Origin of the sequence: Micromonospora sp. NPDC048930 (assembly GCF_043197935.1) — a bacterium.
Lineage (GTDB): Bacteria > Actinomycetota > Actinomycetes > Mycobacteriales > Micromonosporaceae > Micromonospora.
Genome location: NZ_JBICUB010000022.1, coordinates 1 through 25154, shown reverse-complemented (window position 1 = coordinate 25154; position 25154 = coordinate 1). Strand labels below are relative to the sequence as shown.

Below are 25154 nucleotides of genomic sequence, written 5' to 3'. Positions count from 1 at the left end.
CGAGGGGCCGGCCGGCCGGGACGGTCAGGCGGACCAGGCGACGATGCGGCCCACCCGCTGGTAGTGCCGGGCCAGTTCGGCGTCGATCCGCTCGACGCGGGCGTCGGTGAGCACCACCCTGGGGTCCTGCCAGGTACGCGCACCGAGCATCCGGTGGCGCAGACCAGCCGGCGGGTGGCTGGCGAACAACGAGGCGTCCTCGCGGACGGAGAGCTGGCGTACCAGGGGCAGCCGCTCCGCCGCCCCGGCCAGGGAGCGGGCCGTCCCGGTCCGCCAGGCCGCCGCCCCCTGCCCGCCGCGCGCCGCCTGGCGAACCACCAGGGCCACCGACTCCCCGCTGAGCAGCACGTCGAGCAGGCGGGTGGCGGCGGCCGTGCCGGCCACCCGGGCGGCCATCTCGTCGGCCAGGTACTCGGCCCGCTGGCTGTCTCGTTGCGCGGTGGCGGCCAGCACCAGGTGGCCGGCGAAGAGCAGCTTGGACAGCGTCCACGACAGGATCCGGCCCAGCCACTCGCCGACCATCATGAGTAACCCGCCGCTCTCCGTGCCGCCGGCCGGGTGGAACAGGTCGGCGGCGTTGCCGAGCATGGTCAGCGCGGGCTGCGTGACCGGCCCTCGGCGTACGTCGCCGTTGACGAAGTGGCCCAGTTCGTGACCGAGCAGCGCGACCCGCGCCTGCCCGTCCAGCGCGCCCCACAGCGGCAGCCCGAGGCAGAGCACCCGCCGCCGGCGCAGCCCCACCGACATCGCGTACGCGTTGAGGTCGGCGTCCACGCCGATGACGTGCGGCACCGGCGCGCCGATCGCCGTCGCCACCTCCTCGACCAGGGCGTGCAGCTCGGGCGCCTCCTGCCGGGTGAGCTGCTCCAGGTCCGGGTCGATCCGGCCGAAGCGGGGGCGCAGCGCCACCGCCAGTCCGATCAGCGCCAGCCCGAGCACGATCGCGAAGTTCGGGAACGGGTACGCGAACAGCAGCCAGACGCCGGCCGCCGCCACGGCTGCCACCCCGAGCAGGAGCAGCAGCGAGACGCCGACGGTCACCGCCCCGGCCAGCCCGAGCCCGGCCGGCTCCAGCGGTCGCCCGACCAGCGCGGCGTACTGCTGGCGGGTCAGCCGGGTGGCCAGCCGGTGGGTCCACCGGTCGATCCGGGGCCAGCCGAACTCGGGCGCCTGGCGGGCACGGTCGTAGCCGTCGAGGTTCCATTCACAACCGGCGCACCAGGGCAGCGCCTCGCGGATCGACACGGTTGCCGCGCCGCACTCCGGACAGGCCCCCGTGCCGGCCTTCGTGGTGATCATGACCGTCGATCCTGGCCGGAACCGTCCGCCGCGGGTACCGGCCGTTCGGGGGAGCCGGTCAGCTCGGGCAGGGCAGCCGTTCCAACGCCGCCGGGGCGGCCGCCGGATTCACCACCTGCGCGAAGCACCCGGCGGCGGTGGCCCGCTGCCAGCCGAACACCGACGCGGCGGTCTTCGCCACGCGTACCCGGAAGACCAGCCGGACCCCCGCGGCGCCGGCCTCCACGGTCAGCACCTCGACCCCGTCCAGCGCGCCGGCGGTGTCGCGCAGCGTGCCCTCCCGGGCGGACGGCGTGGCCAGCAGCGCGGCCCGGGTACGCAGCGCCGTCGCCGTCACCTCGCGGTCGGCCCGGCGTTCCAGCCGGCGCTGGGACCGGTCCCGCAGGAGGGGCAGCGCCACCGCCGCCCCCACCGCGGCGATCGCCAGGAGCGCCGTTGCGGCGAGCAGCCGGCGTCGCAGCCGCGCCGAATGTCCTCCCCCGTACCGCACTCCGGGATTGTCCGTCACCGACCCGCCGCCCGGCTGCCCCGTCTTTCCCGGTTCCGCGCCCGACCGCGCCGGAGCTGGTCTACTGTGGAGGACATTAGCGGTTATTTCGGGCGTTCCGGTGGCGGCCGGTCGGTTCCCGGTGCACAGTGATCGCATGAGCGACAACGGAAGTGGTGGGCACTACTACTGGTGCACGCGACACCACCGGGTCGAGACCGATGCGGACGTGTGCCCCGCGAAGCACGTTCTCGGACCGTACGCCTCAGCCGCCGACGCGGAGAACGCCCTGCAGCAGGTGCGGGCGCGCAACGAAGCGTGGGACGCGGAGGACGCCCGTTGGGCCGGGGAGGACAGGTAGACGGCGCGGGACGGCCCGCGTCGAGGTGATCCGTGCTCCGCGAGGGCGAGAGCACGTCCCCAAGGAGGGAACCGAGATGGCCGTAGCACAGCAGGCCACCACCCGCCCGGCGGCGAAACGTACGACCGCGAAGAAGACCAGTACGGCGAAGCGGACCGTGGGTGCGACCACGGCCCGGACCGCCACGGTGACCAAGGCGTCGCCGAACGCCTCGGGCGCCGGCGCCGGCCGGGTGCCGGCGAAGAAGGCGGTCGCCAAGAAGGCGGCGGCCAGGAAGGTCGTGTCGGCGGCCCGGAAGGCGCCCGCCAAGAAGGCACCGGCCACGAGGACCACCGCCAAGAAGGCGCCCGCCAAGAAGGCGACGGCGAAGAAGACCACCGCGGCGGCGAGGAAGGCGCCGGCGAAGAAGACCACGGCGGCGGTGAAGAAGGCGCCGGCGAAGAAGGCGCCGGCGAAAAAGGCTCCGGCGAAGAAGACCACCGCGGCGGCGAGGAAGGCGCCGGCGAAGAAGACCACGGCGGCGGTGAAGAAGGCTCCGGCGAAGAAGACCACGGCGGCGGCGAAGAAGGCGCCCGCGAAGAAGACCACGGCCGCCCGCAAGGTGACCCCGACGGCCCGGAAGACCGCCGCCGCGGCGAAGAAGACCACGGCCGCGAAGAAGGCCCCGGCGAAGAAGACCACGGCGGCGACCCGCCCGACCGCGCGCAAGGCGGTGGCGAAGAAGGCGCCCGCGAAGAAGGCCACCACGGCGAAGAAGACCACCGCGGCCAAGAAGGCCCCGGCCAGGAAGACCACGACCGCCAAGAAGGCGCCGGCCCGCGGCACCGCGCGGCGGGCCGGCGCCTGACGCGAACACCAGCCGTTCACGGGGAGCGGATCACGCGCGACGCTGTCAGGATTGACCGCGTGGTGATCCGACGCGTACTGGCGCCCCGCATCGACTTCGGCGCGCTGCGCCGTGAGCTGGGACTGCCCGAGAGCTTCCCGGCCGCGGCGCAGCGCGAGGCCGACGAGGCGGCCGCCGCGCCGCTGCCCACCGTGGCCGACCGCACCGACGTCCCGTTCGTCACGGTCGACCCGGCGGCCTCGCGCGACCTCGACCAGGCGATGCACCTCAGCCGCCGTCCCGGTGGCGGGTTCCGGGTCCGGTACGCGATCGCCGACGTCGCCACCCACGTACGCCCCGGCGGGGCGCTGGAGGAGGAGACCTGGCGCCGCGGGCAGACCGTCTACCTGCCCGACGGCAACGTGCCGCTGCACCCGCACACGCTCAGCGAGGGCGCGGCCAGCCTGCTGCCGGACGCCGACCGGGCGGCGGTGCTCTGGACCATCGACCTCGACGCCGACGGCGCCACGGTCGGCGTCGCGCTGGAACGTGCCCGGGTGCGCAGCCGGGCCAAGCTCGACTACGTGGGCGTGCAGCTCGCCGCCGACGCCGGCCGGCTGCCCGAGCCGATCGCCCTGCTGCCCGAGATCGGCGCCCTGCTCACCGCCCGCGGCCTGCGCCGGGGCGCGATCAACCTGCCGCTGCCCGAGCAGGACGTGGAGCCCGACGGCGACGGCTGGCGGCTGGTGCTGCGCGGGCCCGGCCCGATGGAGGACCACAACGCGCAGATCTCCCTGCTGACCGGGATGGCCGCCGCCGACATCATGCTCGCCGGCCGGATCGGGCTGCTGCGGACGATGCCGGCGCCGAAGCCGGAGGCGGTGGAGCGGCTGCGGCTGGCCGCCGGCCCGCTGGGCGTGCACTGGCCGGCGGGGATGTCGGTCGGCGAGGTGCTGGCCGGGCTGGATTCGTCCCAGGCCCGGGCGGCGGCCTTCATCGACCAGGCGGCCGAGCTGATGCGCGGCGCCGCGTACACCGCCTTCGACGGCGAGCTGCCGGAGCAGCCGGAGCACGGCGGGGTGGCCGCCGCGTACGCCCACGTGACCGCCCCGCTGCGCCGGCTCGCCGACCGGTACGCGACCGAGGTCTGCCTGGCCCTGTACGAGGGCCGCGAGGTGCCGGAGTGGGCCCGTGCCGCGCTGCCGAAGCTGTCGGAGGTGATGGCGACCACCGACCGGACCGCGTCGGCGGCCACCCGGGGGGCGATCGAGCTGGCCGAGGCGGTGCTGCTGTCCCACCGCGTGGGGGAGACCTTCGAGGCGGCGGTGCTGGACGTGGACGTGCCCCGGCCGGCCGCCGAGGTGCCCCGGCAGCCCGGGCACGCCGACGCGGTCCCGGACCGGCCGGCCGGAAGCGGCGTCGGGCCCGGCGGGGACGGTGAGGCGAGCCCGGACGGCTCGGGCGGGAACGGTGCCGGCGGCGCGGGGCGCCCGGCCGGCAACCACAGCGGCGGCCGGCCGGGCCGGCCACCGGGCGGCACGGTCGCCCTGGACGAACCGCCGGTCCGCGCCCGGTGCCTCGGTGAGCTGCCGCTCGGCGAGCGCGTCGCGGTCCGCCTGGTCACCGCCGACCCCACCGAACGCAAGGTCCTCTTCGAACGCGCCTGACCCGGCCGGCCGATCGCGCGGCCGCCGCCGATCCACTCGGCTTGCGGCAGGTCGGGGTGCCCCGGGTCGCGGATACGCCGACCTGCCGCGAAGCGAGTCGATCAAGCGACGCGGGCCCCGGGCGCGCGGGGCCAGGGCGCGCGGGGCCAGGGCGCGCGGGGCCCGGACGGGTGGGCGTCGAGGCGGGCGGGCACCACGCGGCCTGGGTGCCGGGGCGGGCGGGGTGGGCAGCGGGGATTGTCACAGGGCCGGGCCGGTATGCCGGGCGGTGATCTTTGGGAGGATGGCGGCATGGCTTACGACGCGACCACGCTGCCCGACGTCTCCGGGCTGACCGTCGGCATCATCGGTGGCACCGGGGACCAGGGGCGGGGTCTCGCCTACCGGTTCGCGCGGGCCGGGCAGACCGTGCTGATCGGGTCCCGCTCGGCCGACCGGGCGGCGCAGGCCGCCGCGGAGATCGCCGCGCTGCCCGGCGTGCCGACCGGCACCGAGGTGTCCGGCGCGGACAACGAGGAGGTCGCCCGCCGCAGCGACGTGGTGGTCATCGCGGTGCCGTGGGACGGGCACGCCGCCACGGTCGCCGCCCTCGCCGGTCCGCTCGCCGGCAAGATCGTGGTCGACTGCGTCAACCCGCTCGGCTTCGACAAGCAGGGCCCGTACGCGCTGGCCGTGCCCGAGGGCAGCGCCGTCCAGCAGGCCGCCGGGCTGCTGCCCGAGTCCCGGGTCTGCGCCGCGTTCAACCACGTCTCCGCGCCGCTGCTGGCCGACCCGGAGATCGACCGGATCGACCTCGACGTGCTGATCTGCACCGAGGACCGGGAACTGGTCGGGGTGGTCGCCGCACTGGCCGCGCGGATCCCCGGCATGCGGGGCATCTACGCCGGCCGGCTGCGCAACGCCCACCAGATCGAGGCGTTCACCGCCAACCTCATCGCGATCAACAAGCGCTACAAGGCGCACGCCGGCATCCGGGTCACCGACCTGTGACGTCGTACCCGTGCGGCACCATCGCCGCATGGAGTGGCAACTGGTGATCGACTGTCGGGAGCCCTCGCGGCTCGTCGCGTTCTGGGCGGAGGCCCTGCGATACCGTCCGCAGCCACCGCCGGCCGGGCACACCACCTGGCGGGAGTGGTACCTCTCACTCGGCATCCCGGCCGAGGAGCTCGGCGAGGGCGACTGCGTGGACCGCCTGGAGGACCCGGCCGGTGCTGGGCCGCGGATCTGGTTCCAGCCGGTCCCCGAGCCGAAGTCGGTCAAGAACCGGCTGCACATCGACCTGAAGGTCGGTGGCGGACGCGCGGTGCCGCTGCCCCGGCGCCGGGCGAGCGTCGACGCCGAGGTGGCGCGGCTGACGGGGCTGGGCGCCACGGTGCTCGGCCGGACGGACGACCCGGAGAACGAGCACTACGCGGTGCAGCTCGCCGACCCGGAGGGCAATGAGTTCTGCGTGGTCTGACCGGTGCGGGCGGTGCGGCCCGGAAGCCGCACCGCCCGGCGTACCGGTCAGAAGGTGTGCTCGGCGGCGGGGAACTGGCCGCCGCGGACCTCGTCGGCGTAGCGGCGGGTGGCGTCGGTGAGCGCGCCGGCCAGGTCGGCGTACCGCTTGACGAAGCGCGGGGCCTTGCCGGTGCGCAGGCCGGCCATGTCCTGCCAGACCAGCACCTGGGCGTCGGTGTCCGGGCCGGCGCCGATGCCCACGGTGGGGATCCGCAGCTCGGCGGTGATCCGCTTGGCCACCTCACCGGGGACCATCTCCAGCACCACCGCGAAGGCGCCCGCGTCGGCGACCGCCCGGGCGTCGGCGATCACCTCCTCGGCGGTGTCGCCCCGGCCCTGCACCCGGTAGCCGCCCAGCGTGTGCTCGCTCTGCGGGGTGAAGCCGATGTGCGCCATCACCGGGATGCCGGCCCCGACGATCGCCTCGATCTGGGCGGCGCAGCGCCGGCCGCCCTCCAGCTTCACCGCGTGGCAACCGCCCTCCTTCATGAACCGCACCGCGGTCCGCAGCGCCTGCGTCGGCCCCTCCTCGTACGAGCCGAAGGGCAGGTCGCCGACGATCAGTGACTGCCGGGTCGCCCGGACCACCGCGCGGACCAGCGGCAGCAGCTCCTCGGCGGTCACCGGCAGGGTGGTCTCGTAGCCGAAGACGTTGTTCGCCGCCGAGTCGCCGACCAGCAGCACCGGGATCCCCGCCTGGTCGAAGATCGAGGCGGTGTACTGGTCGTACGAGGTGAGCATCGCCCAGCGCTCGCCGCGCTCCTTGGCGGCCAGCAGGTCGCGGGTACGGACCCGTCGGGTGGCCGGCCCGCCGTAGAGGGCGGTCACCTCGGTCGGGGTGGACTCCACCATGACTCTCTCCTTCCTCGAGGCCGCGCTCGCGGTCCCCGGGTTCCGCCGCGATCGTCGCACCGGACGACCGGGCGGCGGCAGGGCGGAGTGGAGGAATTCACTCCCCGGCCCGCGGTTCGCGCGCCGGGGACGAGCGCCGCTCAGCCGTGCTCGCGCCAGCGGTTGGTGATCGGCAGCCGGCGGTCCCGCCCGAACGCCTTGTGCGAGATCTTCGTGCCGGGCGCGGACTGCCGGCGCTTGTACTCCGCGGTATCCACCATCCGCAGCACCCGGTCCACCACCTCCGGGTCGTGGCCGGACTCGATCAGCCCGTCCCGGCCCAGGTCGCCGTCGACGTAGCCGATCAGGATCGGGTCGAGGACGGCGTAGTCCGGCAGGGTGTCGCTGTCGAGCTGACCGGGGCTCAGCTCGGCCGACGGGGGCTTGCCGATCGAGCTCTCCGGGATCGGCGGGGTCTCGCCCCGGCGCTCGGCGTCCGCGTTGCGCCACTTGGCCAGCCGCCAGATCAGCGTCTTCCAGACGTCCTTCACCGGGTTGTAGCCACCCACCGAGTCGCCGTACAGGGTGGAGTAGCCCACCGCCAGCTCGCTCTTGTTGCCGGTGGTGAGGACCAGGTGGCCCTCCTGGTTCGACAGCGCCATCAGGATCACCCCGCGGACCCGGGCCTGGAGGTTCTCCACCGTCACCCCGGAGAGCGACATGTTGGCCAGGAAGGCGTCCACCATGGGCTGGATCGGCTCGATCCGGTAGTCCAGGCCGGTCCGCTTGGCCAGATCCTCGGCGTCGGCCCGGGAGTGCTCGGAGGAGTGCTGGCTGGGCAGCGAGACGCCGACCACCCGGTCCGGACCGAGCGCGTCCACCGCGATGGCCGCCGAGACCGCCGAGTCGATGCCGCCGGAGAGGCCGAGCACCACCGACGGGAAGCGGTTCTTGTTGACGTAGTCGCGCAGGCCCAGCACCAGTGCCTGCCACACCTCGGCCTCGTCGGCGACCGGCTCGATGATCCCGCCGCGCGCGACCTCGCCGGTGGGGGCCGGCGTGAGGATGTCGCTGACCCTGGTCCGGACCACCCGCATCCCGTCGGCCAGCTCCTCCTCGACGTCGACCTGCTCCAACGCCTGCGGCAGCTCCACGTCGTGCACCAGCAGGTGCTCGACGAACTGCGGCGCCCGGGCGAGCAGCGTGCCGTCCGCGCCGACGATCATCGAGTCGCCGTCGAAGACCAGCTCGTCCTGGCCGCCGATCATGTTCACGTACGCGACGGCCGCGCCGGCCTCGGCGGCCCGGCGGCGGACCAGCGGCAGCCGGATGTCGTCCTTGTTCAGCTCGTACGGCGAGCCGTTGATGTTGACCACCAGCCCGACACCGGCCTGCCGGGCCACCGCGAACGGGCCGCCGGCCTGCCAGAGGTCCTCGCAGATGGTCAGCGCGACGTCCACCCCGCCGATCCGCACCACGCTCAGGGTGTTGCCGGAGACGAAGTAGCGGTCCTCGTCGAAGACCCCGTAGTTGGGCAGGTGGTGCTTGAAGTAGGTGGCCGCGATCCCGCCCCGGTGCAGCAGCGCGGAGGCGTTGCGGGCGCCCCGGCCCGGCTGGGCGTCGCCGCTGACCTGCGGCGGGCCGTCCGCGTCCAGGTAGCCGACCACGACCGGCAGATCGCCCAGCCCGTCGGCGGCCAGGTCGGCGGCGAGCCGCTGCAGCGCGGCCTTGGACGCGGCCACGAAGGACCGGCGGAAGACCAGGTCCTCGACCGGGTAGCCGGTCAGCATCATCTCCGGGAACAGCGCGAGCTGGGCACCGGCGTCGGCGGCCTTGCGGGCCCAGGCGCGGACCAGGCCGGCGTTGCCGTCGATGTCGCCGACGGTGGGATTGACCTGGCACAGGGCGAGACGCAGGGTGGGCATGTCCTCATCTTGCCCCAGCGGGACGGTGCCAACCGGGCCGGACGCGGGAGACCCCGGACACCCCGTCGGGCGGCGGGCCGGCGGCTCGGACGGCGTCCTTCGGGGCGGGACACGGGGGGACGCCCGCCGGGCGGGTCGCGTAACGTCGGCGTAACGAGACCGGTGGAGACTGGGCGGTCAGGCCGGACCGGCCGGACCGGCACCGGACGTACGTGCGACGAGGGGTGGAAGTGGACCGTCAGCAGGAGTTCGTCCTCCGTACGCTGGAAGAGCGGGACATCCGGTTCGTCCGGCTGTGGTTCACCGACGTGCTCGGCACCCTCAAGAGCGTGTCGGTGGCCCCCGCGGAGCTGGAGGCGGCCTTCGAGGAGGGCATCGGCTTCGACGGCTCGGCGATCGAGGGCTTCGCCCGGGTCTTCGAGTCCGACATGGTGGCCATGCCCGACCCGACCACCTTCCAGGTCTTCCCCTTCGAGGGCGGGGTCAGCGGCGAGAGCGCCCGGATGTTCTGCGACATCCTCCTGCCCGACGGCAGCCCGTCCTGGGCCGACCCGCGGCACGTCCTGCGCCGGGCCCTCTCCAAGGCGGCCGAGAAGGGCTTCACCTTCTACACCCACCCCGAGATCGAGTTCTTCCTGCTGGAGAACGGGCCGCAGGACGGTTCGGTGCCGACCCCGGTGGACACCGGCGGCTACTTCGAGCACACCACCCACGCGGTGGCCCGGGACTTCCGCCGCCAGGCCGTGCTGGCGCTGGAGCGGATCGGGATCTCGGTGGAGTTCAGCCACCACGAGGTGGCCCCGGGCCAGCAGGAGATCGACCTGCGCTACGCCGACGCGCTGACCACCGCCGACAACATCATGACCTTCCGGCACGTGGTGAAGGAGGTGGCGCTCTCCACGGGGGTGCAGGCCAGCTTCATGCCGAAGCCGTTCACCGATCAGCCGGGCAACGGCATGCACACCCACCTGTCGCTGTTCGAGGGGGAGCGCAACGCGTTCCACGACGCCGGCGACCCGATGAAGCTCTCCAAGGTGGCCAAGTCGTTCATCGCGGGGCTGCTCACCCACGCCCGGGAATACACGGCGGTCACCAACCAGTGGGTCAACTCGTACAAGCGGCTCTTCCCGCAGGCCCTGCCGGACCGGATCACCGAGAGCCCGGCGTACGTCTGCTGGGGTCACCTGAACCGGTCCGCGCTGGTCCGGGTGCCGGCGTACGGCAAGCCGAACTCGGCCCGGGTGGAGGTCCGCTCGCTGGACTCGGCGACCAACCCGTACCTGGCCTTCGCGGTCATGCTTGGCGCCGGCCTCAAGGGCATCGAGGAGGGGTACGAGCTGCCCCCGGGCGCCGAGGACGACGTCTGGTCGCTGAGCAGCGCCGAGCGCCGGGCCATGGGGTACGAGGCGCTGCCGGAGAACCTGGCCGAGGCGATCGACGTGATGGCCGGCTCGGAGCTGGTCGCCGAGGTCCTCGGCGAGCACGTTTTCGACTTCTTCCTGCGCAACAAGCGGGCCGAGTGGGAGCAGTACCGCCGCGAGGTCACCCCGTACGAGCGGCAGCGCTACCTTTCGCTCTAGATCGACGTGGCGCGGGGCCGCTATCGTCTGCGGCACCGCGCCCGGCACCCCTCGTCGGGCGGAACGAGCCGGGGGAGGCGTCGGTGCTGGAGGATCTGCTCAGCGGGGCCTGGCAGAGCATCGTGTTCGGGGTCGTCGGGGTGGCGCTGATGGCCGCCGGTTTCCTGCTGGTCGACCTGCTCACCCCGGGCAGGCTGCGGGAGCTGATCTGGGTGCGCCGCAACGGCAACGCCGCGCTGCTGCTCGCCGCCAACCAGCTCGGCATCGCCGCGATCGTCTTCACCGCGATCCTGACCAGCTACACCTCCTTCACCAAGGGTCTCGCCTCGACGGTCATCTTCGGGCTGATCGGGCTGGCCATCATGGCGCTGGCTTTCTTCGTGCTCGACCTGCTCACCCCCGGCCGGCTCGGCGAGATCATCTGTGCCGACGAGCCGCACCCGGCGGCCCGGGTCAGCGCCGCCACCCACTTCGGCGCCGCGCTGATCGTCTGCGCCTGCATCGCCTGAGCCCTGTCGTACCCCGGGCATAGCGTCCGGGGCGTGAATCGCACCGACCGTCTCTACGCCCTGGTGGAGGAACTGCGGGCGGTGTCGCCGCGCCCGCGCAGCGCCCGCTGGCTGGCCCAGCGCTTCGAGGTCAGCGCGCGGACCGTCGAGCGGGACATCGCCGCGCTCCAGGCCGCCGGGGTGCCGATCTGGGCCGAGCCGGGCCGCACCGGCGGGTACGTGATCGACCGGGCGCGGACCCTGCCCCCGGTCAACCTCAGCCCCACGGAGGCGGTGGCGATGGCCGTGGCGCTGCACCGCCTGAACGGCACGCCGTTCGCCGCGGCCGCCGGGGCGGCGCTGCGCAAGCTGGTCGCGGTGATGCCGGCCGCCGACGTGGCCGAGGCGCACCGCCTCGCCGGCCGGGTGCGGTTGATCGGCGGCGGGCCGCCCACGCCCGTCCCGGCCGCCGTCGCCGACGCGGTCGCCGCGCGGCGCGTGCTGCGCCTGCGGTACGCGGACCGCGCCGGGGCGGACTCGATGCGCGACGTGGAGCCGCTGGCGTACCTGGGCAACCGGACGCACTGGTACCTGGTCGCCTGGTGCCGGCTGCGGGACGGGCTGCGCTGCTTCCGCACCGACCGGATCGTGTCGGTGCGCCCGCTGGCCGAGGCGGTGACCCGGGAGCTGCGCCCCGGCGACCTCGACATCCCGCACGAGCGGGTGCGCCCGCTCACCCTGGTCTGAACTCGACACCGATTTGTGCGGGGCCGGAAAACACCGACAGGACGCTGTCGCGGAGGTCGTCGAGGCTGACTCCTGACGACGCCGGCCGACCGGCCGGCGCGACGACAGGAGGCACCATGTCCAGCACGCCCGTCACCTGGTTCGAGATCGGCTCCGACCGGCCGGAGGAGGTCGAGCGCTTCTACGCCGACCTGTTCGGCTGGACCTTCGAGGAGCAGGGCGGGCCGGGTGCGTCGTACCGGCAGACGGCGGCCGGTGGGGAGCAGGGGATCGGGGGCGCGATCCGGGCCACGAACGGAGACTCCCCGAACTACGCGATCTTCTACGCCGAGGTGGCCGACGTGGCGGAGACCTGCCGCCGGGCGGAGGCGTCCGGCGGCAAGGTGCTGGTGCCGCTGCGCACCACGCCGAGCGGGCTGGTCTTCGCGCACCTGCTCGACCCGTCCGGGAACCACCTCGGCGTCTTCACCCCGCCGCGCGCCGCGGCCTGAGCCGGCCCGAGCGTCGGGTGCGTTTGTGGTCGCCCCGACGACAACAAACGCACCCGAAGCTGAACGGGCGGGCGTTCGCCCCGGCAGCGCCGCCGGGGCGGACGCCCGCCCGTGTCAGGGGGTGGCCCCGCCGGAGAAGGTGCCGACCGGGAGGGAATTCGGCCGGTGAGGAGACGGCGGGGCCACCCGGGTCACTTGTCGGTCGTACCGGTCCAGCCGCCGTGGTGGCCGCGACCGCCCGGGCCCGGGAACACCCCGGCCTCGGCGGCCTTCAGCACCGCGTCGGCCTGCTCCTGGGTGAGCTTGCCGTCCTTGACGGCCTGGTCCAGTCGCTCCTTCAGCATGGCCTGCCGGTCCTCGGTGGACGGCCGCTGCGGGCGGTCGCCCTGGTGCTGCTCGCGGAGCTTCTCCAGCGCCGCGGTGACCTTGTCGGTCGAGACGCCCAGTTCCTTGGCGAGGGCCTCGGCGAACTCCTGCTGCCGGTCGGCGCGCTGCTGCTGCCGGTCCTTGCCCTGGTCGGTGCTCGTGCTGGCGCTCGGGCTGGGGCTCTTGTCGTCGGCGAGCGCCACCGTCGGGGCGGCGATCCCGACGCCGAGCACCCCGGCGGCGGCCAGGCCGGCCAGCAGGTGCTTCCTCGACATCTTGCGGATCATGCGGTTCTCCAATTCGGTGGTGGTGCGATGACGTCACCGACAGTGAGCGCCGAAGCTGGGGATGAGCCGTGGCGAACCTGTCAGCGCGCTGGCAATCACCCCCGAGAACCGGGACAAACCGGTTGCGGCGGCGTGCGGTGGCCGGGAGGGTGGGGCGGTCACCGACGGAAGGCGAAGCCGCATGACCAACCCCTCCATCCGCGACATCCCCGTCACCGGGCCGGGCGCCGGACCGTACGGGATCACCCTGGGCCCCGACGGCGCGCTCTGGGTGACGCTGGCCGGTACCGGCGGCGTCGCCCGGGTCACCCGGGACGGCGAGGTGCGCTCCTACCTCGCGGACCCGGCGGAGAGCCGGCCGCTGATCATCACCGCCGGCCCGGACGGCGCGCTCTGGTACACCCGCTCCGGCGACCACCGGCTCGGCCGGATCACCGTCGACGGTGAGACCAGTTCCGTCGCGCTCCCGCCGGGGACCGCCCCGTGCGGTCTCGCCGTCGGCCCCGACGACGCCCTCTGGTACGCGGGGATGGGCGACGACACCGTCGGCCGGGTCACCGTCGACGGGACGGTCACCACCTTCCCGCTGCCGGTCGCCAAGGGCTTCGCGTCGATGCTGGCCAGCGGGCCGGACGGCGCCCTCTGGCTCACCCTCAACCAGGCGAACGCGATCGCCCGGGTCGCTCTGGACGGCCAGGTCACGCTGCACGCCCTACCCACCGACGCCGCCGGCCCGGTGGGCATCACCCGCGGCGGGGACGGGGCGCTCTGGTTCGTGGAGATCGCCGCCGGTCAGCTCGGCCGGATCACGCCCGACGGGGCGATCGAGGAGTTCCCGCTGCCGGACCGGACCGCCCGGCCGCACGCGATCGCGGCGGACCCGGCCGGCGGCTGCTGGTTCACCGAGTGGGGCGCCAACCGGATCGGCCACCTCGACCCCACCGGCCGGATCAGCGCGTACGACCTGCCCACCCCCCACTCGGAGCCGCACGGCCTGACGGTCACCCCCGACGGCTCCGTCTGGATCGCCCTGGAGATCGGCGCGGTGGCCCACCTGATCCCGTGACGCGGGTCAGTGGACGGCGGGGGTGACCGTGAGGGTGCCGGTGTCGGCGTCGAGGAGGGCGGGGGTGCCGACGGGGACGGTGAGCTGGCCGACGCCGTGGCCGATCGGCAGGCCGCCGAGGACCGGGACGCCCAGGTCGCCCAGGCGTTCGGTGAGCACGTCGTCGACCGTGGTGTCCCAGCCGTCCGCGCACTCGGTGAACTGGCCCACCGCCACCCCGGCGATCCCGTCCAGGGCCCCGCAGCGGCGCAGGTGGGTGAGCATCCGGTCGATCTTGTACGGGGGCTCCTGCACCTCCTCCACCAGCAGGATCGCCCCGGTCAGGTCCGGCATGTCCGGCGTGCCGATCGACGCCGTGATCAGGCAGAGATTGCCGCCGAGCAGCCGGCCCTCGGCCCGGCCGGGCACCCGGACCGGGTACGTCTCCTCCTCCTTCACCGCCTCGACGGTCACCGGCTCGGTGGTCATCAGCGCGGCGTGCAGCGACTCCGCCGAGCGGGGCGGGGTCCGGTCGTCCAGCCAGGCCGCCCCCGGCCCGTGCACGCTGGCCAGCCGGGCGCCCCGCCAGAGCGCGAACTGCAACGCGGTGATGTCGGAGAAGCCGGCCACCACCTTCGGGTCGCGGCGTACCGCGGCCATGTCGATCAGGTCCACCACCCGCTGCGCGCCGTAGCCGCCCCGGGTGCAGATCACCCCGCGTACCTCGGGGTCGGCGAAGGCGGTGTTCAGGTCGGCGGCACGCAGCTCGTCCCCGCCGGCCAGGTAGCCCTGGCGGGCGTACGCGTGCGGCGCCAGGACCGGGCGCAGCCCCCAGCCGGTCAGCAGCTCGATGCCGCGGGCGACCCGTTCCGGCCGGGTCGGGCCGGAGGGCGAGACCAGCATCACCGTGTCGCCGGGACGCAGGACGGGGGCACGCAGGCAGTCGTCGGTGGCCACGTGCCGGAGCCTAGTCGGCGATCATCCCGCCCCCGCCGGGCACCGGACCGGGCGCCGCGCCGGGCCGGACCCCGCCGTCGGGCCGGACCCGAGCGGCGAGTCGGATCCGGACCCCCGCCGGGCCGGACCCGGGCCCCGCGCCGCACCCGACGCGGGCGGCGCGCCGAGCCGGACCGGGGGTCGTCGGGCGTACCGGATAGCCTCGACGTCGTGGCGACCGCGCTGGTGATCGAGAACGACCCGACCGACGACCTCCGCCGGCTGGGGAAGTGGCTGACCGAGGGAGGGCTCGAGCTGCGGGTGCTGCGCCCGCACGCCGGTGACGAGCTCCCCGCCGACCTGGAGGGGTACACCGCGCTGGTGGTCCTCGGCGGCGAGCAGCAGGCGTACCCGCTGCCCGACGGCAGTCCCGGCGCGCCCTGGTTCCCCGCCCTGGAGGGGCTGCTGCGCAAGGCCGTGCGGCAGCGGGTCCCCACCCTCGCGATCTGCCTCGGCGCGCAGCTGCTGGCCGCCGCGCACGCCGGCCAGGTCGAGCGCAGCCCGTCCGGGCCCGAGATCGGGCCGACCGTGGTCGGCAAGCGGGACGCCGCCGACACCGACCCGCTCTTCCGGTACGTGCCGCTGATGCCGGACGTGTTCCAGTGGCACTCCGACGAGATCACCGAACTGCCGCACGGGGCCACCCTGCTCGCCGCCTCCACCCGCTACCCGCACCAGGCGTTCCGCCTCGGCGACCGGGCCTGGGGGCTGCAGTTCCACATCGAGTGCGACACCGCCATGATCGCCGACTGGGCCCGCGACTCGACCCAGCTCGCCGAGCTGGGCTACGACCCGGAGCTGGTGGTGGCCGCCTGCGAGCGGGTGATGGTCGACGTGGAGGAGGTCTGGCAGCCGTTCGCCCTTCGGTTCGCCGCCCTCGCCCTCGGCGAGCTCGACGACGACACCACCCGCCGCAGCCTGCCGCTGCTCGGGCACTGAGTGATGACCCGACCGACCAGGGGACGCCTCGCCCGGTACGGCTTCGCCGAGGGCGACGGCGGGCGCGCCGCCGACCTGCTCGGGCCGGATGGGCTGGGGCTGTGGCGGCCGGACACCCAGGAGCCCACCGACGAGCCGGCCGGGGACCTGCTCACCGCGCTCTCCCGGGCCGCCGATCCGGACCTGGCCCTGCGGCAGCTGCACCGCCTCGTCGAGGCCGAACGCCGGGCCGCCGGGGCGGGGCGGGGCGGCGACGCGTCCGCACCGCCGGAGAAGGAGACCCTGCTCGACGCCCTGTCCGACGACCCGGGGCTGCGCCGCCGCCTGGTCGCGGTGCTCGGCGCCTCCTCGGCGCTCGGCGACCACCTGGTGGCCAACCCCGGCCAGTGGCGGGTGCTGGCCACCGCCCCGGACGGGCTCGCACCATCGGCCGACGGCCGGCTGGACCTGGCCGCCGCCACCCGGTTCAGCCCCGCCACCGCCGGCCCGATCCCTGTGCTGCGGCAGGCGTACCGGCTGGCGCTGCTGCGGATCGCGGCGGCCGACCTGACCGGCGGGCGCGGCCTGGAGCAGACCATGGCGGCGCTCTCCGGGCTCGCCGACGCCACCCTGGCCGCCGCCTACGGCATCGCGGTGGGGGAGCTGCCGGAGGGGACGCCCCGCCCCCGGCTGGCCGTGGTGGCGATGGGCAAGTGCGGCGGCGACGAACTCAACTACGTCTCGGACGTGGACGTCATCTTCGTCGCCGCCGAGGACGACGACCTGGCCGCGGCGACCCTGGTGGCCACCCGACTGATCCACATCTGCGGGCTGGTCGCCTGGCCGGTCGACGCCGCGCTGCGTCCCGAGGGCAACCGGGGGCCGCTGGTGCGGACGCTGGCCAGCCACCTGGCCTACTACCGCCGCTGGGCCCGCACCTGGGAGTTCCAGGCGCTGCTGAAGGCCCGTCCGGCGGCCGGCGACCTGGACCTGGCCCGGGAGTGGATCGCGCAGCTCTCCCCGCTGGTATGGACCGCCGCCGAGCGGCCGGAGGCGGTCGAGGACGTCCGCGCGATGCGCCGGAAGATCATCGACAACATCCCGCCGAAGGAGCTGGAACGCGAGATCAAGCGCGGTCCGGGCGGGCTGCGCGACATCGAGTTCGCCGTCCAGCTGCTCCAGCTCGTGCACGGCCGGGGCGACGAGTCGCTGCGGGTGCCCGGGACCATCCCGGCGCTGCGCGCCCTGGTCGCCGGCGGTTACGTCGGCCGGGCCGACGGGGAGGCGCTGCTGCGCGGCTACCGCTTCCTGCGCGGCGTCGAGCACCGGCTCCAGCTCCAGGGACTGCGCCGCACCCACACCGTGCCGACCGAGCCGGCCGCGCTGCGCTGGCTGGCCGCCGCGCTCGGCTACGCGGCCACCCCGGGCCGCAGCGCCGTCGAGGAGTTCCGCGCCGAGTGGGTCACCCACGCCACCGAGGTACGCCGGCTGCACGCCAAGCTGCTCTACCGGCCGCTGCTGGAGTCGGTGGCCCGGGTCCCCGCCGAGGGGCTGCGGCTCACCCCGGAGGCGGCCCGGCACCGGCTGGAGATCCTCGGCTTCGCCGACCCGGCCGGGGCGCTGCGCCACCTCCAGGCCCTCACCGGCGGGGTGAGCCGGACCGCCGCGATCCAGCGCACCCTGCTGCCGGTGCTGCTCAGCGAGTTCGCCGACGCCCCCGAGCCGGACCGGGGGCTGCTCAACTACCGGCAGGTCTCCGACAAGCTCGGCAGCACCCCCTGGTACCTGCGGCTGCTCCGCGACTCCGGCCCGGTGGCCCGGCGGCTGGCCCGGGTGCTCTCCTCCTCCCGGTACGCGGCCGACCTGCTGGCCCGGGAGCCGGAGGCGCTGCGCCTGCTGGCCGAGGAGAGCGAGCTGACCCCGCGCCCGCGCGAGGTGCTCTGCGAGGGCTTCGCCGCGGCGGCGGCCCGGCACGACGACCCGGTCGAGGCCACCCGGGCGGTGCGCGCCCTGCGCCGCCGGGAGCTGGTCCGGCTGGCCTGCGCCGACGTCCTCAGCCGGGCCGGCGCGCTCGCCCCGCTCACCCCCCGCCCCGCCGAACCCGGCGCCGGGCGGGCCCCCGCGCTGGTCGACGTCAGCGCGGTCGGCACCGCGTTGGCCGACGTCACCGACGCCACCCTGGCCGCCGCGCTGCGGACCGCCCGCGCCGCCCAGCCGGCGCCGCCCGGGCTGCGCTTCGCGGTGATCGGCATGGGCCGGCTCGGCGGGTACGAGTCGAACTACCTCTCCGACGCGGACGTGCTCTTCGTCTACGACCCGCCGCCGGGCGCGGACGAGGGGGCGGCGAGCGCCGCCGCCCATGCCATCGCCGAGGAGCTGCGCCGGCTGCTCTCCGCGCCGGCCCCCGACCCGCCGCTCGGGGTGGACGCCGACCTGCGCCCGGAGGGCCGGCAGGGCCCGCTGGTGCGCAGCCTGGCCGCGTACGCCCAGTACTACGCCCGCTGGTCGAAGGTGTGGGAGGCGCAGGCGCTGCTGCGGGCCCGGTTCGTCTGCGGCGACGCCGACCTGGGCGCCGAGTTCGAGGCGATGGCCGACCCGGTCCGCTACCCGGCCGACGGGCTGACCCGGGAGCAGGTGGTGGAGATCCGCCGGATCAAGGCCCGCGTGGAGGCCGAGCGGCTGCCCCGGGGCGCCGACCCGGCCACCCACACCAAGCTGGGTCGGGGCGGGCTCGCCGACGTGGAGTGGGCGGTGCAGCTGCTCCAGCTCCGGCACGCCGGCCGGCGGCCCGAGCTGCGCGGCACGCGTACGCTCGACGCCCTCGCGGCGGCCCGGGACGCCGGCCTGGTCGACCCGGAGGACGCCGCCGCGATGGCCGCCGGCTGGACCCTCGCCGCCCAGGTCCGCAACGCGCTGATGCTGGTCCGTGGCCGGGCCGGCGACCAGCTGCCCCGGCACGGGGTGGAGCTTGCCGGGGTGGCGCGGCTGCTCGGCCGGGACGACCCCGGCGAGTTCCTGGACGAATACCTGCGCACCGGCCGCCGGTCCCGGGCGGCGATGGAGCGGGTCCTCGGTGCCTGACGTGTCCACCCTCCGGGGGCGGTCCGCGGCCGACCCGCGCACCGGCCGGCGGTCGCTGCCCGGTTGGCTGGCGGCCCCGGCGGCGGCGCTGCTGCTCGGCGTGGCCTTCCTGCTCGCCCCGCCGATGGGCACCGACCTGGCCGCCCAGGTCGCCCGGGCCGGGTTCGTCGCCCGGCACGGCGGCACGCCGGTCGACCTCGGCTGGTACGGCGGGGTCAACCAGTACGGCTACAGCCTGTTCACCGCCCGGCTGGGCGCCTGGCTCGGGGTGCGGCCCCTGGGCGTCCTGGCCGCCGTGCTGGGCGCCGCCGCCCTGGGCTGGCTCTTCCTCCGGCACCGGGCCCGCCGGCCGGTGCTGGCCGGGGTGCTCGGCGCGGTGGTGCTGGTCGGCAACCTGGCCAGCGGCCGGATCACCTTCGCCGTCGGCCTGGCCTTCGGGCTGCTCGCGCTCTGCGCGGTCGGCGCCGGGTGGCCGGCCCGGCCGGTGCGGCTGGCCCTGGCCGCCGTGCTCGCCGCGGCCGCCACCTGGGCCAGCCCGGTCGCCGGGCTCTTCACCGGCCTGGCCGGGGCGGCGCTGCTGCTGGCCGGGCTGCGCCGGGGCGCCGGCCCGGGCCGGCCGCTGCGGGGCGGCTGGCGGCTGGACCGCCCGGTGGCCGAGAGCCTGGTCCTCTGCCTCGCGCCGGCGCTCGCGCTCGCCCCGATGGCCGTGCTGTTCGGCAACGGCGGCACCCAGCCGTACTCGGCCGAGTCGATGCGGATCAACGTGGCGCTGGCCGTGCTGGTCCTCGTCGTCGTACCGCGGCGGCGCCGGGTGCTGCGGATCGGCGCGGCGCTCACCGTGCTGCTGCTGGTCGCCGCGTTCTACCTGCCCAGCCCGGTGGGCTCCAACGCGCTGCGGCTGCCGATGCTGTTCGCGCTGCCGGTGCTCGCCGGGTACGCGCCGCTGCCCGGCCCGTGGCTGGCCGGGCTGCTCGCGGCCACCGTCTGGTGGCAGAACCCGGTGATGGTCAGCGACGTGACCCGGGCCGGCTCGGCGGAGAGCGACGCCGCGTTCCACCGTCCGCTCGCCGACGAACTGGCCCGGCGGCAGCCCGTCGGCCGGGTCGAGGTGGTGCCGCTGCGCGACCACTGGGAGTCGGCGTACCTGCCGCCGACGGTGCCGCTGGCCCGGGGCTGGGAACGGCAGGTGGACACCGAGCGCAACGCCCTGTTCTACGGCGACGGGCTGACCGCCGGCGCGTACGCGGACTGGCTGCGCCGGGAGGCGGTGCAGTACGTCGCGGTCGCGCCCGACGCCCCGCCGGACCGGTGGGGCCGCGCCGAGGCCGACCTGATCGGCGCCGGCCAGCCCTACCTGCGGGAGGTGTGGCGCAACGCGGACTGGCGGCTGTACGCGGTGGTCGACCCGACGCCGCTGGTCGGCGCCCCGGGCCGGCTGCTCGCCGCCGACCAGGCCCGGGTGCGGTTCACCGCGGACCGGGTCGGCGACGTGCCGGTCCGGGTCCGGTGGTCGCGGTGGCTCTCCCTCGCCGGGGCGGACGGGTGCCTGCGGCCCGGGCCGGACGGCTGGACCGAGGTGCGGGTGGACACCCCGGGTGAATTCTCGGTCTCCAGCAGCCTGACGGCGGCGAACCACTGCTGAACACGAGCCCCGGTCCGGTGCCCACCGTCGGTGCCGGCCGGCCGGGCTGGCAGCATGGCGGGGTGTCTCACCACCTCTCGCGCTGGACCGGCCTGGCGGGCTCGGTGCTGCTCGCGCTGTCCGCCTTCCTCGGCGGCGCGTACCCGCACGCGAACCTGCACCCCACCCCGGTCGGCATCTGGCAGGGCCCGCACGGTCCGTTGATCCTCGGTTGCTGGCTGGTCGGTACCGCGCTGCTGGTCTGGGCCTGGTGGTCGCTGCGCGACCGGGTGCCGTCGGTCCGCTGGGCGCTGGTCACCGCCGCGCTCTGGCTGTTGCCGATGCTGGTCGCGCCGCCGTTCGGCAGCCGCGACGTCTACGCGTACGCCTGCCAGGGCGCCAGCTTCGCCGCCGGGATCAGCCCCTACGAGCAGGGGGTCTCGGCGCTGCCCTGCCCGTGGCTGGACACCGTCTCGTACATCTGGCGGGACACCCCGGCGCCGTACGGGCCGCTCTTCGTGCTGATCGCCGGGGCGGTGGTCAAGGCGACCGGCTCGCTGACCGCCAGCATCGTGGTGTTCCGCCTGCTCAGCCTGGCCGGCGTGGCGCTCACCGCGTACGCCGTGCCGGTGCTCGCCCGGCGGTGCGGCGTGCCGGTCGCGCGGGCGGTGTGGCTGGCGCTGGCCTGCCCGCTGGTCGCCATGCACCTGATCGGCGGCCCGCACAACGACGCCCTGATGGTCGGGGCGCTGGTCGCCGGGCTGGCCCTGGTGGCCTCCCGGCCGGGCCGGCCCGGCCCGCTGCTGGCCGGCGGGGCGCTGCTCGGCGTGGCCGTGGCGATCAAGGTGACCGCCCTCGTGGTGGTGCCGTTCGCCGCGCTGGCGGCGATGGTCGGGCCGTACCGGATCCGGACGCTGGTGCGCGACGGCGGGTGGGTGGTCGCCGGGGCCGTGGCCGTCGTGGTCGGGGTGACCTTCGGCGGCGGCCTGGACTTCGGCTGGGTCGGCGGCCTGTCCCAGGGCGGGGTGGCGGTCGCCTGGACCTCCCCGCCGACCGCGGTCGGCCAGACCGTCGGCTACGTCGCGGTGTTGTTCGGCGCGCACGTCGACGCGCTCCCGGTGACCCGGGGGATCGCCGTGGTGCTGCTGGCCGTGCTGCTGGTCTGGCTGTGGTGGCGGGCCCGGTACCGGGACCCGCTCTACCACGCGGGGCTGGCGCTGGCCCTGACCGTGGCGCTCTCCCCGGTGGTGCACCCCTGGTACTGGGTCTGGCCGCTGGCCGTCCTCGCCGCGACCGCCGCCCTGCGGGAGAAGTGGTATCTCGTGGTCGCCGTCGTCGGGTCGTTCCTGATCCTGCCGGACGGCACCGGGCTGCCCCGGTGGACCAAGATGCCCGGCGCGCCCCTGATGACGCTGTTGGTGATCGTGGTGACGGTCCGGTTGGTACGGTCGGCTCGGGCGGCGCGGAAGTCGGTCCCCGCCAAGGCGGCAGCCGACTGAGGAGAGGTGCCGGTGAGCGAGCCGGGTGCGGTCGGGCCGGTCCGGCCCGTCGCCGCGGCGCTCGCCCGCTACGCGGGCCTGCTCGGCGCGGTGCTGCTGACCGTCGCCGGCTGGTGGGGCGGCGCGCTGCCCGACGCCCCGCTCGTCACCCGCCTCGCCGACGTCTGGCGCGCCCCGCACGGGCCCGGGGTCCTCGGTTGCTGGCTGGTCGGCACGCTGCTGCTGGTCGGCGCGTGGTGGTCGCTGCGCTGGGGCGCCCCGTCGACCCGGTGGGCGTACCTGACCGCCGGGCTGTGGTCGCTGCCGCTGCTGTGCGCGCCGCCGCTGGGTAGCCGGGACGTCTACTCGTACGTCTGCCAGGGCTGGTCCTGGACGCACGGCGCGGATCCGTACCGGGTGGGGGTGGCGGCCGCCGGCTGTCCGTGGACGGACGCGGTGTCGCCGATCTGGCGGGACACGCCGGCGCCGTACGGGCCGTTCTTCGTCCTGCTGGCGGGCCTGGCGGTGCTGGCCGGCGGCGGCCTGGTCGGGGCGCTCGTGCTGCTGCGGGTGGTCGCCGTGGCCGGGCTGCTGCTGGCCGCGCTCTGCCTGCCCGGGCTGGCCCGGGCCGTGGGCGTGCCGACCCGGCGGGCGGCCTGGCTGGTGCTGGCCTGCCCGCTGGTCGGGGTGCACCTGGCGGCCGGCGCGCACAACGACGCGATCGGGCTCGGGCTGGTGCTGTTCGGGCTGCTGGTGCTGGTCCGCAAGCCGGGTATGCCGCGGGCCCTGGTGGTGGCCGGGGTGCTGCTGGGCCTGGCGGTCGCGGTGAAGGCGGTCGCCGTGGTGGTGCTCCCGTTCGCCGCGCTCGCGGCGGTGCTCGGCCGGTACACCTGGCGGGCGCTGCTGCGCGACACCGGCTGGCTGGCCGGCGGCGTGCTGGCCGCGGTGCTGGGCTGCTCCCTGGTCACCGGGCTCGGGCTGGGCTGGGTGGCTGGCCTGGCGCGCAGCGGCGACTCCGAGCAGTGGACGTCGCCGCCGACCGCGGTGGGGTTCGTGGTCGACTACGCGGGTGCGCTGGCCGGCCGGGAGCCGCACGCCGTGCCGGTCGCCCGGCTGGTGGCCCTGGTGCTGCTCGCGGCGCTGGTGGTGGGGCTCTGGTGGTGGGCCTGGACGGCGCTGCGCCGGCTGAACGACGCCCGGCAGCGGGTGGTGCGGCTGGCGGCGGCCCGGCCCCGGGTGGCGCTGACCGGCGCGGGCCTGGCGCTGGCCGCCACGGTGCTGCTGGCCCCGGTCTTCCACCCCTGGTACGCGGTCTGGCCCCTCGCGCTGCTGGCGGTGGCGACCCGGTCGCCGGCCCGGACGGTGTGGTTCGTGGCGCCCTGCGCGGTGGCCGCGCTGCTCGTCCTGCCCGACGGCACGAACCTGGCCCGGTTCACCAAGGCGCCCGGGGCGATCCTGATGACCGCGCTCCTCGTGGTGCTGGTGGCCTGGGCGATCCGGGCGCGGCGCGCCCACTGATCCCGTTCTCCTTGACCGACCCTGCCTCGACCTCTACATTTAACGCATCGGCTAATTAACGAGGTGGTTAAGTAGTGGCGACCGACCGACTCAGCGTCATCTTCGCGGCGCTGGCCGACCCGACCCGCCGGGCGATCCTCGCCCGGCTGGCCGAGGGGGACGCCACCGTCAGCGAGCTGGCCGAGCCGTTCGAGATCAGCCTCCCGGCGATCTCCCGCCACCTGAAGGTGCTGGAGCAGGCCGGGCTGATCACCCGTTCACGGACCGCCCAGTGGCGCTCCAGCAGCCTCAACCCCGAACCGCTGCGCGAGGCCACCAGCTGGATGGAGCGCTACCGGCAGTTCTGGGACACCAACTTCGACCGGCTCGACGCGCACCTCAAGCGGATGCGGGCCGAGCAGGAGACACGAGAGAGGGAAACACCATGACCGAGGCCACGATGCAGGAACTCGTCATCACCCGCGTCTTCGACGCCCCGCGCGAGCTGGTCTACCGGGCCTTCACCGACCCGGACCAGCTGGCCCAGTGGTTCGGCCCGGTGGGCTGGTCGGTGCCCCGGGAGAGCGTCAGCATCGACGTCCGGGTCGGCGGGCACCAGCGCTTCACCATGGTCAACGACGCCGATCCGAGCATGACCTCCCCGGCCGACGGCACCTTCACCGAGGTCGTCGAGAACGAACTGCTGGTCGGCTACGAAGAGGCCAAGGGCTTCCCCGGCCTGCCCGACGGCACCCGGGTGACCCTGCGGTTGGAGTTCCACGAGGAGCCCGGCGGCAAGACCCGGCTGGTGCTGCGCCAAGGCCCGTTCCCCACGGCCGTCCAGGCGGGCGCCGAGGAGGGCTGGGGCACCTCGTTCACCAAGCTGGACGCCCTGCTCGCCCGCTGAGCGACGCCCGCCCCGCCCGCCGTGCACGGAAACCGGCCGGGCCGGCCCCGCTGTCGCGGAGCCGGCCCGGCCGGTGCTGGTGGACCGTGTGTCGTCGACCGCTCAGCAGTCGTAGTACAGGGCGAACTAACTGCGCGTGGCGACTGACCTGGGGGAGTGGCGTCGATCAAGCCACTGAGCAGGTCGTACGCCGTATATCAACTTACATCGTGTTCTACGACCTGGGCACCCGCGAACTGCTCCGCACCCGCAAGAACCCGCTGCGGCCCGAGCAGGTGAAACGGCTGCGAGGCACCCGCCCTGCCGGGCCGCCGCCACGGCCCTCGATCGAGCCCGTCCGGGTGCGGCGACGGGCCTCCAACACCGGGACCATCATGGTCGCCGGCCAGCAGGTCGCCCTCGGCCGGCTGCACCGACATCAGACCGTCACCGTGACCGTCTCCGAGACGACCCTGGCCATCGAACTCACCGACGACGACACCAAGGTCGTCCGGCGCACCACCACCCAGCCAGTCCGTAGCATCAAAGGCCAGCGACCGCGGATCGCTACCTCAGTTTCCTAGACCACCCGTCGCACATCACCTTGCAGAGCTACGTCACACATCAGCTGTCGGATCACACAGAACTGAGGCACTGTCCGACTCCGGTTGATGCGTCACACGGTGGCTTCACTTGATGGTGCCGAGAGGTCGAAGTGGGGTATCTGCGACGCCGTGCCGAAGTCATCGTGGTGGCCAGCGGCGGCTGCCGGAT

Annotated in this window: 24 protein-coding genes; 18 read left to right on the top strand and 6 right to left on the bottom strand. The window is 75.1% G+C overall.

Translation table 11 applies throughout. The annotated features are described in order from the left end of the window. Positions 1–24: 24 nt before the first annotated feature. Together ACGFI9_RS33905 and ACGFI9_RS33900 are read right to left on the bottom strand one after the other, a co-directional pair. Positions 25–1299: a M48 family metalloprotease gene (locus ACGFI9_RS33905; protein ID WP_393184593.1), complete on the bottom strand. Its 1275-nt coding sequence runs from the start codon at positions 1297–1299 to the stop codon at positions 25–27. Positions 1300–1357: 58 nt separating this feature from the next. After that, positions 1358–1789 (bottom strand): hypothetical protein, encoded by a 432-nt coding sequence (locus ACGFI9_RS33900; protein ID WP_393184591.1) that lies wholly within the window; start codon positions 1787–1789, stop codon positions 1358–1360. Positions 1790–1943: 154 nt separating this feature from the next. Between ACGFI9_RS33900 and ACGFI9_RS33895 the strand changes: the two genes are divergently transcribed. The 5 genes from ACGFI9_RS33895 (at position 1944) to ACGFI9_RS33875 (ending at position 6102) form a co-directional block, all read left to right on the top strand. Beyond that, complete coding sequence (locus ACGFI9_RS33895) at positions 1944–2147, top strand: hypothetical protein (protein WP_393184589.1); 204 nt, start codon at positions 1944–1946, stop codon at positions 2145–2147. Positions 2148–2223: 76 nt separating this feature from the next. Continuing rightward, positions 2224–2994, top strand: a complete 771-nt coding sequence (locus ACGFI9_RS33890; RefSeq protein WP_393184587.1) for a histone — start codon at positions 2224–2226, stop codon at positions 2992–2994. A 59-nt stretch (positions 2995–3053) separates the two neighbouring features. After that, positions 3054–4640, top strand: coding sequence for an RNB domain-containing ribonuclease (locus tag ACGFI9_RS33885; RefSeq protein ID WP_393184585.1), 1587 nt, complete (start codon positions 3054–3056; stop codon positions 4638–4640). Between the two features lie 291 nt (positions 4641–4931). Continuing rightward, entirely contained in the window at positions 4932–5630 is a 699-nt protein-coding gene (gene npdG / locus ACGFI9_RS33880) for an NADPH-dependent F420 reductase (RefSeq protein ID WP_393184584.1), read from the top strand. 28 nt (positions 5631–5658) lie between these two features. Next, entirely contained in the window at positions 5659–6102 is a 444-nt protein-coding gene (locus ACGFI9_RS33875; protein WP_393184582.1) for a VOC family protein, read from the top strand. A gap of 47 nt (positions 6103–6149) precedes the next feature. Here the strand turns inward: ACGFI9_RS33875 and panB are convergent, their stop codons facing one another. Next, the gene (panB, locus tag ACGFI9_RS33870) at positions 6150–6995 is read right to left on the bottom strand and encodes a 3-methyl-2-oxobutanoate hydroxymethyltransferase (protein ID WP_393184580.1); all 846 of its coding nucleotides are present in this window, start codon (positions 6993–6995) and stop codon (positions 6150–6152) included. Positions 6996–7135: 140 nt separating this feature from the next. Next, positions 7136–8899 carry an NAD+ synthase gene (locus ACGFI9_RS33865; RefSeq protein WP_393184578.1) on the bottom strand — a complete coding sequence of 588 codons (1764 nt, stop codon included), beginning with the start codon at positions 8897–8899 and terminating at the stop codon, positions 7136–7138. A gap of 230 nt (positions 8900–9129) precedes the next feature. On the opposite strand from ACGFI9_RS33865, the gene glnA reads away from it, so the two are divergent. The 4 genes from glnA (at position 9130) to ACGFI9_RS33845 (ending at position 12205) form a co-directional block, all read left to right on the top strand. After that, positions 9130–10479: a type I glutamate--ammonia ligase gene (gene glnA, locus ACGFI9_RS33860; protein ID WP_393184576.1), complete on the top strand. Its 1350-nt coding sequence runs from the start codon at positions 9130–9132 to the stop codon at positions 10477–10479. Positions 10480–10562: 83 nt separating this feature from the next. Then, a complete protein-coding gene (locus ACGFI9_RS33855; RefSeq protein ID WP_393184574.1) occupies positions 10563–10988 on the top strand; it encodes a DUF350 domain-containing protein in 426 nt (141 codons plus the stop codon). Positions 10989–11021: 33 nt separating this feature from the next. Continuing rightward, positions 11022–11714 (top strand): helix-turn-helix transcriptional regulator, encoded by a 693-nt coding sequence (locus ACGFI9_RS33850; protein WP_393184572.1) that lies wholly within the window; start codon positions 11022–11024, stop codon positions 11712–11714. A 116-nt stretch (positions 11715–11830) separates the two neighbouring features. Then, positions 11831–12205, top strand: a complete 375-nt coding sequence (locus tag ACGFI9_RS33845) for a VOC family protein (protein WP_393184571.1) — start codon at positions 11831–11833, stop codon at positions 12203–12205. A gap of 191 nt (positions 12206–12396) precedes the next feature. Here the strand turns inward: ACGFI9_RS33845 and ACGFI9_RS33840 are convergent, their stop codons facing one another. Then, a complete protein-coding gene (locus tag ACGFI9_RS33840; protein WP_393184569.1) occupies positions 12397–12858 on the bottom strand; it encodes a hypothetical protein in 462 nt (153 codons plus the stop codon). 181 nt (positions 12859–13039) lie between these two features. Here ACGFI9_RS33840 and ACGFI9_RS33835 point away from each other — a divergent pair, with 181 nt between their 5' ends. Further along, positions 13040–13924 (top strand): virginiamycin B lyase, encoded by an 885-nt coding sequence (locus ACGFI9_RS33835; protein ID WP_393184567.1) that lies wholly within the window; start codon positions 13040–13042, stop codon positions 13922–13924. A 6-nt stretch (positions 13925–13930) separates the two neighbouring features. On the opposite strand, the gene ACGFI9_RS33830 is transcribed toward ACGFI9_RS33835, so the two are convergent. After that, positions 13931–14860, bottom strand: coding sequence for an LD-carboxypeptidase (locus ACGFI9_RS33830; RefSeq protein ID WP_393184565.1), 930 nt, complete (start codon positions 14858–14860; stop codon positions 13931–13933). 210 nt (positions 14861–15070) lie between these two features. Between ACGFI9_RS33830 and ACGFI9_RS33825 the strand changes: the two genes are divergently transcribed. The 8 genes from ACGFI9_RS33825 (at position 15071) to ACGFI9_RS33790 (ending at position 24964) form a co-directional block, all read left to right on the top strand. Further along, a complete protein-coding gene (locus ACGFI9_RS33825; protein WP_393184563.1) occupies positions 15071–15838 on the top strand; it encodes a type 1 glutamine amidotransferase in 768 nt (255 codons plus the stop codon). 3 nt (positions 15839–15841) lie between these two features. Then, complete coding sequence (locus tag ACGFI9_RS33820) at positions 15842–18898, top strand: bifunctional [glutamine synthetase] adenylyltransferase/[glutamine synthetase]-adenylyl-L-tyrosine phosphorylase (protein WP_393184562.1); 3057 nt, start codon at positions 15842–15844, stop codon at positions 18896–18898. Positions 18899–19022: 124 nt separating this feature from the next. Beyond that, on the top strand, positions 19023–20540 hold the full coding sequence (locus tag ACGFI9_RS33815; RefSeq protein WP_393184717.1) for a hypothetical protein: 1518 nt from the start codon (positions 19023–19025) through the stop codon (positions 20538–20540). 62 nt (positions 20541–20602) lie between these two features. Next, positions 20603–22018: a polyprenol phosphomannose-dependent alpha 1,6 mannosyltransferase MptB gene (gene mptB / locus ACGFI9_RS33810; RefSeq protein ID WP_393184560.1), complete on the top strand. Its 1416-nt coding sequence runs from the start codon at positions 20603–20605 to the stop codon at positions 22016–22018. A gap of 12 nt (positions 22019–22030) precedes the next feature. Then, entirely contained in the window at positions 22031–23515 is a 1485-nt protein-coding gene (gene mptB / locus ACGFI9_RS33805; protein ID WP_393184558.1) for a polyprenol phosphomannose-dependent alpha 1,6 mannosyltransferase MptB, read from the top strand. A 74-nt stretch (positions 23516–23589) separates the two neighbouring features. Then, positions 23590–23943 (top strand): ArsR/SmtB family transcription factor, encoded by a 354-nt coding sequence (locus ACGFI9_RS33800; RefSeq protein ID WP_393184557.1) that lies wholly within the window; start codon positions 23590–23592, stop codon positions 23941–23943. Then, positions 23940–24401, top strand: a complete 462-nt coding sequence (locus tag ACGFI9_RS33795) for an SRPBCC domain-containing protein (protein ID WP_393184555.1) — start codon at positions 23940–23942, stop codon at positions 24399–24401. The genes ACGFI9_RS33800 and ACGFI9_RS33795 overlap by 4 nt, the downstream gene beginning before the upstream one ends. A gap of 209 nt (positions 24402–24610) precedes the next feature. After that, the gene (locus ACGFI9_RS33790) at positions 24611–24964 is read left to right on the top strand and encodes a hypothetical protein (protein ID WP_393184553.1); all 354 of its coding nucleotides are present in this window, start codon (positions 24611–24613) and stop codon (positions 24962–24964) included. Positions 24965–25154 lie beyond the last annotated feature (190 nt).